The sequence below is a fragment of the Streptomyces sp. SPB162 genome (genome assembly GCF_029504575.1).
Classification (GTDB): Bacteria; Actinomycetota; Actinomycetes; order Streptomycetales; family Streptomycetaceae; genus Actinacidiphila.
Map to the genome: position 1 here is coordinate 3,064,670 of NZ_JAQFII010000001.1, position 15,319 is coordinate 3,079,988.

Sequence of the window (15,319 nt, forward strand, 5' to 3'; positions counted from 1 at the left end):
TCAGATCTTGCTGAAGTTCCTCGGGGAGAAGCGCGGCGCGCGCCGGGGCGGGACCCGGCCGCTGAGCAGGATCAGGCGGGCCGCCCGGTGGCGCTGGCCCTCGTAGGGGGCCAGCAGCTCGCACATCGTGGCGTCGTCGGTGCGGTGCGCTCCGGTGAGGGCGAAGCCGACGATGTTCGGCAGGTGCAGGTCACCGACGGTCAGCGCGTCCGGCGCTCCGTTGCTGCGCTGCAGCGTCTCGGCGGCCGTCCAGGGGCCGATGCCGGGGATCACCGTCAGCCGGGCGGTGGCCGCCGCCAGGTCCATCGCGGCGGCCTCCTCCATCCGCGCGGCCACCCGGACCGCGCGCAGGATGGTCGCGGAACGCTTGCTGTCGACCCCGGCGCCGTGCCACTCCCAGGACGGGATCAGGGACCACTGGCGCGGAGTGGGCATGACGCACATCCCGCCGGCGGGGCCGCCGGTGGCCGGGCCGGGGGCCGGCTCACCGTGCCGCCGCAGCAGCAGCCGCCAGGCGCGATACGCCTCGTCGGAGGTGACCTTCTGCTCCAGGATCGCGGGGATCAGCGATTCGAGGACGAGACCGGTCCTGGTCAGCCGCAGGCCCGGATTCCGCCGGTGCGCCTCGTGCACGACGCGGTGGCGCGGCGTGAACGGCGTCGGGTCGTCATCGGCGCCGAGCAGTCCGGGGAGCGCCTCCAGCAGCCACTCCGCGCCATCGCCCCAGGCCTGCGCCTGGACGACGCCGTCGGCCGCGGTGATCCGCGCGGTGCCGGGGCCCTGCGGGGTGCGGGCCGCCCGCCAGATCGCGCCGTCGGGCGTCACCCGGTACGCCGGATCCCCCGGACCGCGGCCCAGCGGGCCCAGCGTCCGGCGGAGGTCGGGGCGGCCCTCGGGGGTCCAGCTGCGGAAACTCGTGCGCACCCGTCCGAGGGTAGCCGCCCCCTCGGACAGCACCACCCGCCGCTACTGGTCCCCGCTACTGGTCGGAGGAGAAGCGGAGCGAGGCCGCCGGGATACGGGCGGAGCACCAGACGCGGGCGCCGTGCAGCAGCTCGTTGTCCGCCCCGACGGTGGCGCCGTCCCCGATGACCGCGCCGTCCAGCACGGTGCGGGCGCCGATGGTGGCCCCGGTGCCGATGAGGGAGTCGCGGATGACCGCGCCGTCCTCGACGACCGCGCCCGCCAGCACGAGGCTGCCGTCGATGGCGGCGTCGGCACCGATCCGGGCCCCGGCGCCGACGCAGGTGCCGCCGGTGAGCTTGGTGCCCTCACCGACGACGGCGCCCTCCAGGACGAGCCGCTCGCCCCGGCGGCCCGGGACGGCCGGCGAGGGCGCGCGGCCGAGGACGAGGTCGGCGGAACCGCGGACGAACGCCTGCGGGGTGCCGAGGTCGAGCCAGTACGTGGAGTCGACCATGCCCTGCAGGTGCGCGCCGGCGGCCAGGAGGCCGGGGAACGTCTCCCGTTCCACCGAGACCGGGCGCCCGGCCGGGATGCTGTCGATCACCGAGCGGTTGAACACGTAAGCGCCCGCGTTGATCTGGTCCGTCACGATCTCCTCGGGGGTCTGCGGCTTCTCGAGGAAGGCCGTGACGCGCCCGGAGGGATCGGTGGGGACGAGGCCGAAGGCGCGCGGGTCGGCGACCTTGGTGAGGTGCAGCGAGACGTCGGCGCCGGTCGTGCGGTGGTTGTCGACGAGGGCGCGGATGTCGAGGCCGGTGAGGATGTCGCCGTTGAAGATGAGGACGGGCTCGCCGGGGGCGGACGTCAGCCGGGAGGCGACGTTGCGGATGGCACCGCCCGTGCCGAGCGGCTCGTCCTCGGTGACGTACTCCAGGTGCAGGCCGAGCGCGGAGCCGTCGCCGAAGTGCGGTTCGAAGACCTCAGCGAGGTAGGACGTGGCGAGCACGATGTGCTCGACCCCGGCCGCGCGGGCGCGGGCGAGCTGGTGGGTCAGGAACGGCACACCGGCCGCCGGGACCATGGGCTTGGGCGTGTGCACCGTCAGCGGGCGCAGTCTCGTGCCCTTTCCGCCGACCAAGAGGATCGCTTCAGTCACCTGGGTTCTTCTCTGCTTCCTGGTGGGCGGGCCGGTGGGCGGCAATCTTAGGCAGATGAAGCGATGAGCTGACCACTCGCACCGCTGAGCGCCCCGTCACGCGCGCTCCGCACGGCCTCGGGGCACACGCACTCCGCGGCCCCGGGACGCAGTGTCGCCGGGGCCGCGGATCGGGGTTGGCGGTGGATCAGCGGCCCTGCAGACCGGCGGCCGTCTTCCGGGCGCCGCCGAGCTGGCTGTAGAGCTTGTCGCCGGGGCACTCGGTGGCGAAGCCGTCACGGTGCCCGGAAAGGGTGTTGAGCTTCACGCTGGAACCCTTCTTGTAGAGGTTCCCGCCACCGGACACCAGGTGGGTGGTGCCGGCCGGGTTGCCCGCGTACAGACCGAGCTTCCATGCGGCGAGCTGCGCCACCGCCTTCACGGCCGCGGCCGGAGGCGAGGCGGAGGTGAAGGTGCCGAGCACCGCGACGCCCGAGCTGTCGGTGTTGAAGCCGAGGGTGTGAGCGCCGAAGACGGCCTTGGCGACGCCGCCCGCCCGGCCCTCGTAGATGTTTCCGCACTTGTCGATGAGGAAGTTGTAGCCGATGTCCCGCCAGCCGCTGCTCTCCACGTGGTAGCGGTAGATGCTGCGGATGAGGGCGGGCGCTTCGGCGCAGGTGTAGTTGTTCCCGGTGGCGGTGTGGTGGACGAAGACCACCTTCACCGAGTTGGTGTAGACGAAGCCCGCCTCGCGCAGCTTCTCGTCGGCGCCCCAGCCGGCCCGGGTGACGATGCGGGGACGCGGGCCGACGTGGCTCGTACTGCCCGCCTCGACCAGGGTCTGCGCCTGGGTCTGCGCCTGGGTGAGCGCGGGGAGCTCGGTGGCCGCGGGCGCGTCCGGGACGCTGCCCGGCTCCACTCCGTGGTCGTCCAGGACCGGAGTGACGGGTGGGGTGACGGGCGTGGTGCCCGGCACGGTGCCGGGAGTGACGCCGGGCGTCGTGACGGGTGGGGTGACGGGCGTGGTGCCCGGCACGGTGCCGGGGATGACGCCTGGCGTCGTGACGGGCGTGGCGCCAGGGTCGGCGCCAGGGGTGACCCCGGGCGTCGACGTCGCCGGCGCGGTGCCGGGCGGGGCGCTCGGAACCGTGATCGGCACGCTCGGCGTGATCGGGGCGGGCAGGATGCTCGGAGGTACGGCCGGAGCGGCGGGGGTGGCCGGAGCGGCGGGCGCCGGAGCCGTCGGGGTCGCCGGGCCGTCGTCGCCCGGGTCGACCATCTCCAGGCGCAGCCCGGCGGGCAGCGGCAGCGCCTCGGTGCCGGAACCGGCGCGGGGTGCGGCTGCCGTGCCGGGCCGGACGCGGACCTGGACGCCGTCCGCGGCCCCCACCCACAGCGGGGCGGTGGCTCCGCGGCCGACCCGGTCACCCGGGTCGGGGGCGTCGTCGGTGTGCGCCTGGATGTCCTGCCAGCCCGACCAGGTGCCAGTGCCGGCCGCCCGGGTGCGGGCCTGGACGGTGCCGTCGAGGTGGGCCGCCGGGTCGTTCCAGGTGACGCCGAGCAGCGAGAACGGGTCGACCTGACGGGCGGACAGGCCCTGCTCGGCGGGGGCGCCGGGCGCACGGTCGGTTTCGTGGTCGGTGGTGGGGGCGACGAGCGACACCAGGGGAAGGGTGCGGGTGCTGCCCGGTAGTTGGGAGGCCGTCGTTTGGGCCGGCCGCGCGGGACGGCCGCTGTGTGCGGCGGCGGCCGAGGGTACGGCGAACGGAAGCGCCAGCGCGGCCGTGCACGCGACGCCGATGGTGGTGGCTAGGAATGCACGCATAGGACAGATCGTGACATAAGCCTCATGTATGTCCAGTCGACATCTGACGCGCAGTCCGCCCGAACGACCCCTCGTCCTCGCCCGTACGGGCGAGGGCCGCCAACCGGGCGGCGGGTAGCCTGAGCCGGGTGACCGCTACCGCCAACACCCCCGCCGGCCTGCTGGATTACGCCCTCAGGACCGAGCCCGCCCGTCCACTGGTGACCTTCTACGACGACGCCACCGGCGAACGCGTCGAACTCTCCGTGGACCACGTTCGGCAATTGGGTGGCGAAGACCGCCAACCTGATCCAGGACGACCTCGGCGCGCAGCCCGGTGACCGGCTCGCGCTGCTGCTGCCCGCGCACTGGCAGACGGCGGTCTGGGTGCTCGCCTGCTTCTCCACCGGCGTGGTCGTCGTCCCGGGCGGTGATCCGGCCGCCGCCGACCTGGTGGTCAGCGGCCCGGAGACGCTCGACGCCGCCCTCGCCTGCGACGGCGAGCGGGTCGCGCTCGCGCTGCGCCCGCTCGGCGGCCGCTTCCCGCAGCCGCCGGCCGGCTTCGCCGACTACGCGGTGGAGGTGCCCAGCCAGGGCGACCGCTTCGCGCCGTACGCCCCCGTCGGCCCGGACGCACCGGCGCTGCAGCTCCCGGACGGCTCGGTGCTGACCGCCGCCCAGGTCGTCGAAAGAGCCCGCGGGACCGCCGCGGAACTGGGTCTGGCCCCTGGCTCCCGGCTGCTCTCCGGACGGTCCTTCGACGACTGGGACGGCCTGGCCGCGGGCCTGCTGGCACCGCTGGCCGCGGACGGCTCGATCGTCCTGTGCCGGCACCTCGACCGGCTTCCCGCCGACCAGCTGGCGAAGCGCGAGGAGAGCGAACGCGTCACCCATATGGCCCAGTAACGGACCGCTCCCCCGGGCCCTCCGTCGCGTCCTGGGGGATGCTGGGTTGATCACCGGACGAGTGGAAGAACGATGTCACGCAACCATGTACGGGAATCGGCTGTCTGAACGGGTGCCGGTCGGGCTTTTCCGCCTGAGGAGTCCGGCACCGAGTGACTCACCGAGGGATGGGCGCAGACGTGACCACGCAAGGAGGCACGCCCGCCCCGCCGCCGGAACCGGAGGACGTGTCTTCCGCCGGGAAAGGCGCCGAGGGCGCTGACACCCCGCCCGCCGCACCCGCGGCGCGCAAGGGGCGTCGCTGGCTGCGCGTGCTCTGTGGCTGCACCGCCGGGGTGCTGATCGTCGGCACCGGCACCGCCTGGTTCCTCTACAAGCAGCTCGACGGGAACATCAAGACCGACTTCGCGACCGCCAACGAGCTGGAGCGCATCCAGGCGGAGCGGCCCGACCCGGGCCCGACCTCCACCGAGAACATCCTGCTCATCGGGTCCGACACCCGCGGCAACGGCAACGACGAGTACGGCAAGGACAGCGGCACCCAGCGCTCCGACACCACGATCCTGCTCCACCTGTCCGCCGACCGCAGCAGCGCCACCGCCGTCAGCATCCCGCGGGACCTGATGGCCCATGTGCCCAGTTGCACGCAGCCGAACGGAACCATGACCCAGGAGAAGTACGTCCAGTTCAACTGGGCGTTCGAGTCCGGTGGGGCGGCCTGCACGATCCGCACGGTCGAGCGGATGACCGGTATCCGCGTCGACCACCACCTGATCGTGGATTTCAACGGCTTCAAGAAGATGGTCGACGCGGTGGACGGAGTCGAGGTGTGCGTGCCGAAGGCGATCAACGACCCGGAAGCGCGGCTGAACCTCCCGGCCGGGAAGCAGACGCTGCGCGGGGAGAGCGCCCTGGGCTACGTGCGGGCCAGGTACACCATCGGCGACGGCAGCGACACCCAGCGGATGAACCGCCAGCAGGACTTCATGGCCTCGCTGGTGAACAAGATCCGCAGCGACGGCGTGCTGCTCAACCCGACCAAGCTGTATCCGCTGCTCTCGGCGGCGACGTCGTCGCTGACGGCGGACCCGGGGTTGGACTCGCTGGCCGAGCTGTACGAACTCGTCCGCGGCCTGGAGAACACTCCGACCAGCGCGGTGCGCTTCCTGACCGCGCCGCGCCAGCCGTACATGAACAACACCGACCGGGACGAACTCGTCCAGCCCGAGGCCGGCCAGCTCTTCGCCGCGCTCCGCGCGGACAAGCCGGTCGTGGTCTCGGGGAAGGTCGACGTGAAGGCGAGGCCCTCGGCGTCGGCGACGACAGCGCCGGCGACCGCGCCGGTGACAGTGCCGACGACCGCACCGGCGACCGCGGCGACGACCGCCGAGCCGGCCGACGGCGGATCCTCGGGCGCCGCCGGGACCGGGGAGGACGGCAAGTCGGGGCGGGTGGCGGCGACTCCGGTCCCGCCCGGCGGCCAACCGACGTTTCCGGGCACGACCGCCGCCCGAGACATCTGTGGTAAAGCGCAATAAAAGGTATGACCAACGGGCCGGTTGGATTGGATGGTTTGTCCAGTTGTAGGGGAGTGGAATTTGTCACGCACGTGACTAGACGCTGAAGTGGGGGGCTAGTGTGAGCGATCCGGCCGGACCGGCGGATGGCCGAACCGGCCCGCACGCAGACGGAAGAACCAGAAGATCGAGCGCCCAGGGGGCAGGCGCCGCGTGGCACCGACGGAGGGCCCGAGCAACCGTGGACACGCAAGGCCACAGGAACATCGACCCGGCAGACCAGTGGGTCCTTGATCCGGAAACGGGCAGCTACGTGCTGCGGATGGACCCCGGGGAAGCTCCGTCACCCAGCGTGCCCGCACAGGGCGGCAGGCGTGAGCGCCGCGAGCAGCAGAGCGCCCGCACCGCCCCGGCAGCCACCCCCGCCGACACTTCTCCGAGCTCCTCGGACGCGCCGAACCGTGCCAGCCGCCGCAAGGCCAAGCCCCGGAAGTCCCGCAAGAAGAAGGTCCTCATCTGGACCGCGGCCTCGCTCGGCTTCGTCCTGGTCGCCGGTTCCGTCGGCGGCTACCTGGTCTACCAGCACTTCAACAACAACATCTCCACCGTCGACGTCGGGGACGCGGGCAACAAGGACGTCACTGCCGACGGTCCGGTGAACATCCTCGTGATCGGCACCGACAGCCGTGAGGGGCTCGGCAAGGAGTACGGCGACGCGGGCAGCGTCGGCCACGCCGACACCACGATCCTGTTCCACGTCTCCAAGGACCGCACCAACGCGACCGCGTTGAGCATCCCGCGCGACCTGATGACCGACATCCCGGACTGCCCGACGAAGCAGAAGGACGGTTCGACGAAGGTCGTCGCCGCCGAGAAGAACGTCCGCTTCAACACCAGCCTCGGCCAGGAGGGCCGCGACCCGGGGTGCACGATGCGCGCCGTGAAGGCACTGACCGGAGTGAGCGTGGACCACTTCATGATGGCCAACTTCACCGCGGTCAAGGACCTGTCGAGCGCGGTCGGCGGTGTCGACATCTGCCTGGCCAAGCCGATCAACGACCCCAAGTCGCACCTCAACCTCAGCGAGGGCCACCACACGGTCGCGGGTGACGACGCGCTCGCGTTCGTACGGACCCGGCACGCGGTCGGCTTCGGCGGCGACCTGGACCGCATCAAGCTCCAGCAGCAGTTCCTCGGCTCGATGATCCGCCAGATGAAATCCGGTGACACCCTCACCAGTCCCGGCAAGCTGTGGAAGCTGGCGAACGCGGCAACCAAGGCGCTCACCGTCGACAGCGCCATCGGCAGCATCTCGAAGCTGTCGGACCTGGCGAAGGACCTCAGTTCGGTCGACACCAAGAACATCACTTTCGCCACCGTCCCGGTCATCGACAACCCGGCGGACGGCAAGATCCACAAGACCGTCATCCTCGATCCGACCAAGGCCCCGCAGGTCTTCTCCATGGTGAAGAGCGACATCTCCCTCACCAAGGTGACGAAGAAGCCGGGCTCGCCGACCGAGTCGGGGACCCCGGCGCCGGACAAGCTGTCGGGCACGAAGGCGCCCGCGTCACAGGTTCGCGTCAAGGTGTTCAACGGGAGTGGCGTGACGGGGGCCGCGCAGGCCACCATCAACTGGTTGCAGAACAACAAGGCCGTCAACCGCTCCACCAACGGCGGCAACGCCCCGGCCGGAACGGTCGCGAAGACCTCACTCGTCTACGCGCCCAACCAGGCCGACCAGGCGCGTGCCCTGGCCGCGATGATGGGGCTGCCGGCGTCGGCGCTGCAGCCGGGGACCGTGGACGCGGCGGCCAAGGCGAACATGACGCTCACCCTTGGCAAGGACTTCAAGGAAGCGGGCACACCGATAGCCGCGCCGACCACGGCGCCTGAGGGAATTCAGAAGGTCGTGGCGGACGACAAGAGCGTCTGCGCGAAATGACGTATCCAGGGGGGGCCATGCGGGACAACGGCGTACGGGGCGGTGGGGCCCGAGATGCCTCAGGGTCGGGAGACCCCGGTTGGGACGAGAGCTTGTACCAGGACCGTGAGCAGGGCGGGGGCCCGCACACGGGCCACGAGGGGGACGGATCCGGCGACGGCACCGCCTCCCGCACGGGCTCCCATCCGAGCCCCGGGGCGGGCACCGTCACCGGCGCGGTCACCGACGCCTCGCTGGTCGGCGGCGGCACGCCCTCGGTACCCAGGCAACGGGACGGCGGTGCCCGGGGGGGCGGCGGCCACCGCCGCGCCGGCGGCCGGCGACAGCCCCGCAGCCGGAAGAGCCGGATATTCCGCTGGGTGGCGGGCACGCTCTCGCTGCTCATCCTGGCCGGCGCCGGCGCGGGGTACGCGTACTACGAGTACCTCGCCGGGAAGATCCGCACCGGTGACCTGAACAGCGGCAAGAGCGACGTGGCGCCGTCCAAGGCGAACGCGAACGGCGACACGCCGCTCAACGTCCTGGTGCTCGGTTCCGACGCCCGCAACTCCGAGGCCAACAAGGAGCTGGGCGGCGCCCGTGACACGGCGGGCGAGCCGCCGCGTGCCGACGTCATCATGCTGATGCACATATCCGCGGACCGCAGCAACATGTCCGTGGTCAGCATCCCCCGCGACACCCGGATGTCCATCCCGGAGTGCACGGACTCCGCGACCGGCAAGGTGTACAAGGCGACCGACAAGGACATCGTCAACGAGTCGCTGGGCCGCGGCGGCGCGGGCTGCACCCGCGCGGCGATCCAGAACCTGACCGGCGTCTACATCGACCACTGGATGACCGTCGACTTCGCCGGCGTGGTGAAGATGGCCGACGCCGTGGGCGATGTCGAGGTCTGCGTCAACCAGAACATCTGGGACCGCTCGACCAAGGCGCAGAAGGGCGGCTCCGGTCTCAAGCTGAAGGCGGGCACCTGGCCGATCAAGGGCGAGGTGGCGTTGCAGTGGCTGCGCACCCGGCACGCGTTCGGCGACGACGCGGGGCGCGCCAAGGCGCAGCACATGTACCTCAACTCGATGATGCGCAGACTGCAGAGCCAGAGCCTGTTCACCAACCCGGGCAAGCTGAACAACCTGGCGACGAAGGCGATGGAGGCGTTCCGGGTCTCGAAGGAGATCGGAACGCCGAAGAAGCTCTACGACCTCGGCATGGAGCTCAAGAGCGTGCCGGCGAACCGGATCACGATGATGACGATGCCGCACCTCGCCGACCCGCTCAACCGCGACGCCCACTACATCCCGTCCCCGGCGGACGCGGCGAAGGTCTGGACGCTGCTGCGCAACGACGTCGCCATGGACGCCAACGGCACGGCGGCGAACACGCCGAAGCCCACGCCGACCAAGTCCGGGCCGCCCGCCGCGGCTCCGGCGAGCATCGCGGTCAGCGTCGTGAACGGCACCGCGGGCGACAAGAACGGCACGTCCGTGCAGAGCCGGGCGTCCACCGTCTCCAAGGCGCTGAACAGCGCCGGTTTCACCAAGGCGAAGGCCAATCAGACCCCGAAGCCCAGCAAGGGTACGCTCGTCAACTACCCGACGAGCGCCGGTGAACAGGGCAGGGCCGACGCCCTGGCCGTCGCCACCGCACTGAAGATCCCGGCGGGCTCGGTGAAGGCGGCGGGCGACGTGTCCGGCGTCTCCGTGATCATCGGTGCCGACTGGACCACGGGCACCGACTACGCCAAGACGGCTCCGGGCGCCGGTTCCGTGCCGACCACGGCGGACGCGCTGAACGGCACCGACAAGCGCTGCATGGACGTCTACAAGCCCTACCAGTGGAAGTAGAGGACGTGGAGCACCGTCGAAGCAGAGGCACGGCGACGCGGGGGGTTCCCCCGCGGAACAACCCCTCCGAGCACGGCTGGGACGACAGCCTGTACGAGTCGGACTCGGCCGCGGAACCCGGCACGACCTCTGCAGAAACGTCTCGGCAGGCGGCGCCGCCGGCCGCCGGCCACCGCCGGGGCACCTCCCGGTCCCGCAAGGCACCGAAGAGCCGCAGGCGGCGGACGCTGCGCTGGATCGGGATCGGCACCGCCGTGGCGGTCCTCGGCACGGCCGGCGCGGGGTGGGCGTACTACGAGCACCTCAACGCGAACATCAAGAAGGACGAGCTCAACCTCAGCGACGCCAAGCTCTCCAAGTCGCAGGCCAACGCCGAGGGCCAGACGCCGCTCAACATCCTGCTGATGGGCTCCGACAGCCGGAACTCCGACGAGAACGTCAAGCTCGGCGGCGCCAAGGACACCCGCGGTGAGAAGCCCCGCGCCGACGTCCAGATGCTGCTGCACCTGTCGGCCGATCGCACCAACATGACGGTCATCAGCATCCCGCGCGACACCCGGGTGACCATCCCCAAGTGCACCGACCCGCACGACGGCACGGTCTACAAGAAGTCCGAGGACATCATCAACGCCAGCCTCACGCACGGCGGTCCCGGCTGCACGGTCGCCACGTGGGAGGAGATGACCGGCATCTCCATCGACCACTTCATGATGGTCGACTTCGCCGGTGTGGTGAACATGGCCGATGCCATCGGCGGGGTCCCGGTCTGCGTCGACAAGAACATCTACGACAAGCAGTCGGGCCTCAAGCTCAAGGCCGGTACCACGACCATCAAGGACGAGCAGGCCCTGCAGTGGCTGCGCACCCGGCACGGCTTCGAGGACGGCACCGACCTCGGCCGTACGCACGCGCAGCACATGTACATGAACTCGATGATCCGCGAGTTGAAGAAGGGGGCGAAGCTCACCGACCCGGGGCAGCTCACCGGCCTGGCCGAAGCGGCGACCAAGTCGGTCACCGTCGACAAGGGGCTCGGCACCGTCAAGAAGCTGTACGACCTGGGCAACGAGCTGAAGAAGGTGCCCGCCAACCGGATCACCATGACCACGATGCCGTGGAACTGGGACCCGCAGAACAAGGCGCACGTCATCCCGAAGCCCGGTGACGCCGACAAGCTCTTCGCGCTCGTGCGTGCGGACAACCCGGTCGACGGCAAGGCCAAGGCACCAAAGCCCGGAGCGGCCACCACCACGAGCGCCGCGCCCGCCGACGTGACGGCGCCCAAGGGCGAGATCGCCGTCACCGTGCGGAACGGCACCGCCACCGCGTCCCAGGCAGCGGTGAGCGGCCGCGCCAAGGCGGTCGTGAGCCGGCTCGGCGCCCTCGGCTTCGCCAAGGCCACGCCCGACACCACCCCGCAGCCGCAGGCCGACACCACGGTCAGCTACCCGAGCGACTCCCTCAAGGGCGACGCCCAGGCCGTGGCCAAGGCACTGGGCCTGCCGGACAGCGCGGTGCGGAGCTCCAAGAGCGTGACCAACGTGACGGTGGTCGTCGGCTCCGACTGGCGCTCGGGCACCACCTACCCGAAGTCCGCGGGCAGTTCGGGCGGTTCGGGTTCGGGAGCGCCCGACAAGGCGCCGTCCAGCTCGTCCGCGCTCAACGGCGCCGACGAGTCGGCGTGCATGAAGGTGAACACGTACCCGGGCGCCCACTACGTGTGGTGACCCCGGGTCCGCCGGCCGGGACCCGAAGCGGGCCCGGCCGGCGGAGCGGGATCAGACGGCGGCCGTCGTCACGCTGGGGCGGCGGCTGGCGATGACCTTGTTCGCGAGGGAGCGCGGGCTGGTGAGGAAGCCCCAGCCCCAGCACATGTGCATGGTCGCGAGCGCGACCGGGATCCGTACCCGGGCGGCGAACGGCAGGCCCTTGCCCGCCGGGACCGACCCGAGCCCGATGGCGGCGAGGTACCCGGCCGGGACCACGAAGCCGAACGGGGTGACGGCCGCGCCGACGACGATGCCCGCCGCGATGGCGATGACGGCCGCCGGGGGCGCGAGGTAGCGCACGTTGACCGAGCCGCGGTGGTAGCGGGCGACGACATGGCGCCAGCGGCCGTAGTTCTTGTACTGCTTCGCCAGCTCGCGCACGTTCGGCCGGGGGCGGTAGGAGACGCGCAGCTCGGGCGAGAACCAGATGAGGTGGCCGGCCTCGCGGATTCGGTAGTTCAGTTCCCAGTCCTGGGCGCGGATGAACTCCTCGTTGTAGCCGCCCTGCTGCTCCAGCACCTCGCGGCGGAAGACGCCGAGGTAGACGGTGTCGGCCGGGGCCGCGACACCGCCGGTGTGGAAGGCCGCGTTGCCGACGCCGACCTTGGACGTCATGGCGGCGGCCACCGCGTCCTCCCAGGCGTTCTCGCCCTCGGCGTGCATGATGCCGCCGACGTTGGCCGCGCCGGTCTCGGCCAGCAGCCGGACGGCGGTGGCGATGTAGTCCGGCGAGAGCATCCCGTGCCCGTCGACGCGGACCACGATCGGATGGCGGGACGCCTTGATCGCGGCGTTCAGCGCGGCGGGGGTGCGGCCGGTCGGGTTGGGCACGGTATGGACCCGGGGGTCCTCCGCGACCAGTTCGGCGGCGATCTCGTCCGTGCGGTCCGCGGAGGGGCCGAGCGCGATGACGACCTCCAGCTCACCTGGGTAGTCCTGCTCCAGGATGTGCCGCACGGAGTCGCGCAGATGACGTTCCTCGTTGAGCACCGGCATGATCACGGAGACAGCGGGGGCGGTGGGGTCGTTGGCAGCGTTCATCGCGGGAAACGTTACCGCGAATGGGGGACACCGGCGTGTACGCAGCTTTGAATACTGTCCTATTTGTCTAGTCTGATCGGGTCCTTTGTCTCCCCTCGCGGAGGTGCGCCCCGATGACGGTCCCGCCCGCTCGCCCGCCCGCCACTCCGCCCCGCAGGCCCCGGCCGCCGCTGAACTCCGCCCGGCGGCCGGACCGGCGGCCCGGTCCGCACGGAAGCCGGCCCGGTGGGCAGGACGGCCGGCGGCCGGTGCGCTGGACCCTGCGGATCGCCGGGGGCCTGGCCCTGGCGATCATCACGACCAGCGGCATCGGCCACGCCGTGGTCAGCGGGGTGGGCGACGACATCGGCCGGGTGGACGCGTTCGGCGGGATGCGGAACCGCCCCGGCCCCACCAGCGGCGTCAACTTCCTGCTCGTCGGCACCGACGGACGCGACGGGCTGGATCCGGACGACCGGGAGCGCTACCACCTCGGCGGAGCGCCCTGCCACTGCACCGACACGATCATGCTGGTGCACCTGTCGGCGGACCGCTCCCGGGTGAGCGTCGTCAGCATCCCGCGCGACAGCTACGTCATGCTGCCACCGCACGACGAGGCGTTCAGCGGCGCCCGGCACGTCAGCCACCCCGCGAAGATCAACGCGGCCTACGCGGACGGCGGCCCCCGGCTCACCGTCGCCACCGTCGAGAAGCTGACCGGGGTGCACATCGACCACTACCTGGAGGTCGACTTCACCAGCTTCATGAAGACGGTCGACGTCGTCGGCGGCATCCGGATCTGCACGGTCCGCCCGCTGAAGGATTCGTACAGCGGCCTCGACCTGCCGGTCGGCGCCTCCACGCTGAACGGCGGCGAAGCGCTGCAGTACGTGCGCTCCCGGCACCTCGACGGCGCCTCCGACCTGGGCCGGATGCAGCGCCAGCAGCGATTCCTCGCCGAGCTCATCCACAAGATCACCAGTGGCGGCCTGCTCACCGACCCGGTGAAGCTCGGCCGGATCGCCAACACCGTGCTCGGGTCCGTCCGCGCCGACCAGGACCTCAAGCCGCGGGACCTGATCGCGCTGGCCCAGGGCCTGCGCGGCTTCTCCCCCGGCTCGTCGGAGTTCACCTCGGTGCCGATCGACGACGTGGGCTACCAGGTCAAGGGCATCGGCTCGACGGTGAAATGGGACGACGCCAAGGCCGGCAAACTCTGGGCGGCGATCCGCGCGGACCAGCCGCTGGCCGTCCACACCCCGGCCGGGGCCACCGCCAAGCGCCGGCACGCGCAGGTCCAGGTGGACGTCGACCCGCAGTCGGTACGGGTCCAGGTCGACAACGGGACGACCGTCACCGGGCTCGGCGACCGGGTGGACAAGGCGCTGCACGCCACCGGCTTCGCCACCACCGGCGCCGCCGCCAACGCGACCGTGCACAACGCGTCGCACACCGTCATCCGTTTCGACCCGCGGTGGGACCGCTCGGCGCAGTCCCTGGCGGCGGCGCTGCCGGGCGCGGAGCTGGTGCCGGTGACCGGGCAGGGGCCGCTGATGCGGGTGACCGTCGGCGGCGCGTTCAAGGGGGTGACGCCGATCCGGGCGCAGGATCCGGCGCCGGCCACGAGCGACGGACCGGCGACCGCGGTCACCGCGGTGACCGGCGACGAGGTGGTGTGCCCCTAAAGGGTTTTGCGAAAGGAGCGCCGTTCGCCCGTCAGGGCGGGGTCCGCGGCGTCCGGTGCGGGCGACCGCACGGCGGAGGGTCGTCCTCGTACCGGACGTACTGGGACGAGGACGACAACGCAGCAAGGCGTGCGTGCCAGGCCTCGCGGACCAGGCGGGACTTTCGCAACACCCGGGACTTTCGCAACACCCCGGAGGGCGTGTCAGATCCCGATCAGTCGTCGAAGCCCTCGGCGGCGCGCTTCTCGCGGAGCTCCTTGATGGCCTCGCGCCGGGCGAGCCGGTGCATCCGGCGGATCTGGGCCTCCTGGTAGCGCCGCTTGTCCGTCTCGGTCTCCGGGATCACCGGCGGGACCGGCCGGGTCCTGCCGTTCTCGTCGACCGCGGCGAACACCAGGTAGGCGCTGCCGACCTGCGTCGCGGGGGTGGACTCGTTCCACCGCTCGGCCATGACGCGCACGCCGATCTCCATCGACGAGCGCCCGGTCCAGTTGCACTGGGCGCGCACGTGGACGAGGTCACCGACCCGCACCGGCTCCAGGAAGACCATCTCGTCCATCGACGCGGTGACCGCCGGGCCGCCCGAGTGCCGGCCGGCGACGGCGCCCGCCGCGTCGTCGACGAGTTTCATGATCACGCCACCGTGGACGGTGCCGAGCAGATTGGTGTCGTGCGCCGTCATGATGTGCGACAGCGTGGTGCGGGCTGCCGCCGTCGGCTTGCCCGGAAGCTCGGCCTCCGGGGTACTGCCGGCAAGATCGGTGGTCATGCGTCCACCATAAGCCGGGCCC

Annotated in this window: 10 protein-coding genes and 1 pseudogene; 6 read left to right on the forward strand and 5 right to left on the reverse strand. The window is 71.6% G+C overall.

Features of this window, described 5'->3' with window-relative positions; translation table 11 throughout:
* The 3 genes from M2266_RS13905 to M2266_RS13915 form a co-directional block, all read right to left on the reverse strand.
* Complete coding sequence (locus tag M2266_RS13905) at positions 1-924, reverse strand: DNA-3-methyladenine glycosylase 2 family protein (RefSeq protein WP_277438477.1); 924 nt, start codon at positions 922-924, stop codon at positions 1-3.
* A gap of 55 nt (positions 925-979) precedes the next feature.
* On the reverse strand, positions 980-2,062 hold the full coding sequence (locus M2266_RS13910) for an NDP-sugar synthase (protein ID WP_277438478.1): 1,083 nt from the start codon (positions 2,060-2,062) through the stop codon (positions 980-982).
* A 187-nt stretch (positions 2,063-2,249) separates the two neighbouring features.
* Complete coding sequence (locus M2266_RS13915; protein WP_277438479.1) at positions 2,250-3,866, reverse strand: N-acetylmuramoyl-L-alanine amidase; 1,617 nt, start codon at positions 3,864-3,866, stop codon at positions 2,250-2,252.
* 128 nt (positions 3,867-3,994) lie between these two features.
* On the opposite strand from M2266_RS13915, the pseudogene M2266_RS13920 reads away from it, so the two are divergent.
* The 5 genes and pseudogenes from M2266_RS13920 (at position 3,995) to M2266_RS13940 (ending at position 11,781) form a co-directional block, all read left to right on the forward strand.
* A pseudogene (locus tag M2266_RS13920) lies at positions 3,995-4,751 on the forward strand (TIGR03089 family protein).
* A gap of 167 nt (positions 4,752-4,918) precedes the next feature.
* Positions 4,919-6,289, forward strand: a complete 1,371-nt coding sequence (locus M2266_RS13925) for an LCP family protein (RefSeq protein WP_277438480.1) — start codon at positions 4,919-4,921, stop codon at positions 6,287-6,289.
* Between the two features lie 220 nt (positions 6,290-6,509).
* The gene (locus tag M2266_RS13930) at positions 6,510-8,213 is read left to right on the forward strand and encodes an LCP family protein (RefSeq protein ID WP_277438481.1); all 1,704 of its coding nucleotides are present in this window, start codon (positions 6,510-6,512) and stop codon (positions 8,211-8,213) included.
* Between the two features lie 92 nt (positions 8,214-8,305).
* Positions 8,306-10,054 (forward strand): LCP family protein, encoded by a 1,749-nt coding sequence (locus M2266_RS13935; protein ID WP_346780891.1) that lies wholly within the window; start codon positions 8,306-8,308, stop codon positions 10,052-10,054.
* Positions 10,055-10,059: 5 nt separating this feature from the next.
* Positions 10,060-11,781: an LCP family protein gene (locus M2266_RS13940; RefSeq protein ID WP_277438483.1), complete on the forward strand. Its 1,722-nt coding sequence runs from the start codon at positions 10,060-10,062 to the stop codon at positions 11,779-11,781.
* Positions 11,782-11,832: 51 nt separating this feature from the next.
* Here M2266_RS13940 and M2266_RS13945 read toward each other — a convergent pair whose 3' ends face one another.
* Entirely contained in the window at positions 11,833-12,864 is a 1,032-nt protein-coding gene (locus M2266_RS13945) for a glycosyltransferase family 2 protein (RefSeq protein WP_277438484.1), read from the reverse strand.
* 113 nt (positions 12,865-12,977) lie between these two features.
* On the opposite strand from M2266_RS13945, the gene M2266_RS13950 reads away from it, so the two are divergent.
* Complete coding sequence (locus M2266_RS13950; RefSeq protein WP_277438485.1) at positions 12,978-14,528, forward strand: LCP family protein; 1,551 nt, start codon at positions 12,978-12,980, stop codon at positions 14,526-14,528.
* A 214-nt stretch (positions 14,529-14,742) separates the two neighbouring features.
* Here M2266_RS13950 and M2266_RS13955 read toward each other — a convergent pair whose 3' ends face one another.
* Entirely contained in the window at positions 14,743-15,297 is a 555-nt protein-coding gene (locus M2266_RS13955) for an acyl-CoA thioesterase (RefSeq protein WP_277438486.1), read from the reverse strand.
* Between the last annotated feature and the right edge of the window lie 22 nt (positions 15,298-15,319).

Coding starts and splice junctions, on each gene's coding strand:
- M2266_RS13915 (WP_277438479.1), bottom strand. CDS start 3,866: ATGCGTGCATTCCTAGCCACCACCATCGGCGTCGCGTGCACGGCCGCG.
- M2266_RS13925 (WP_277438480.1), top strand. CDS start 4,919: ATGGGCGCAGACGTGACCACGCAAGGAGGCACGCCCGCCCCGCCGCCG.
- M2266_RS13945 (WP_277438484.1), bottom strand. CDS start 12,864: ATGAACGCTGCCAACGACCCCACCGCCCCCGCTGTCTCCGTGATCATG.
- M2266_RS13950 (WP_277438485.1), top strand. CDS start 12,978: ATGACGGTCCCGCCCGCTCGCCCGCCCGCCACTCCGCCCCGCAGGCCC.
- M2266_RS13955 (WP_277438486.1), bottom strand. CDS start 15,297: ATGACCACCGATCTTGCCGGCAGTACCCCGGAGGCCGAGCTTCCGGGC.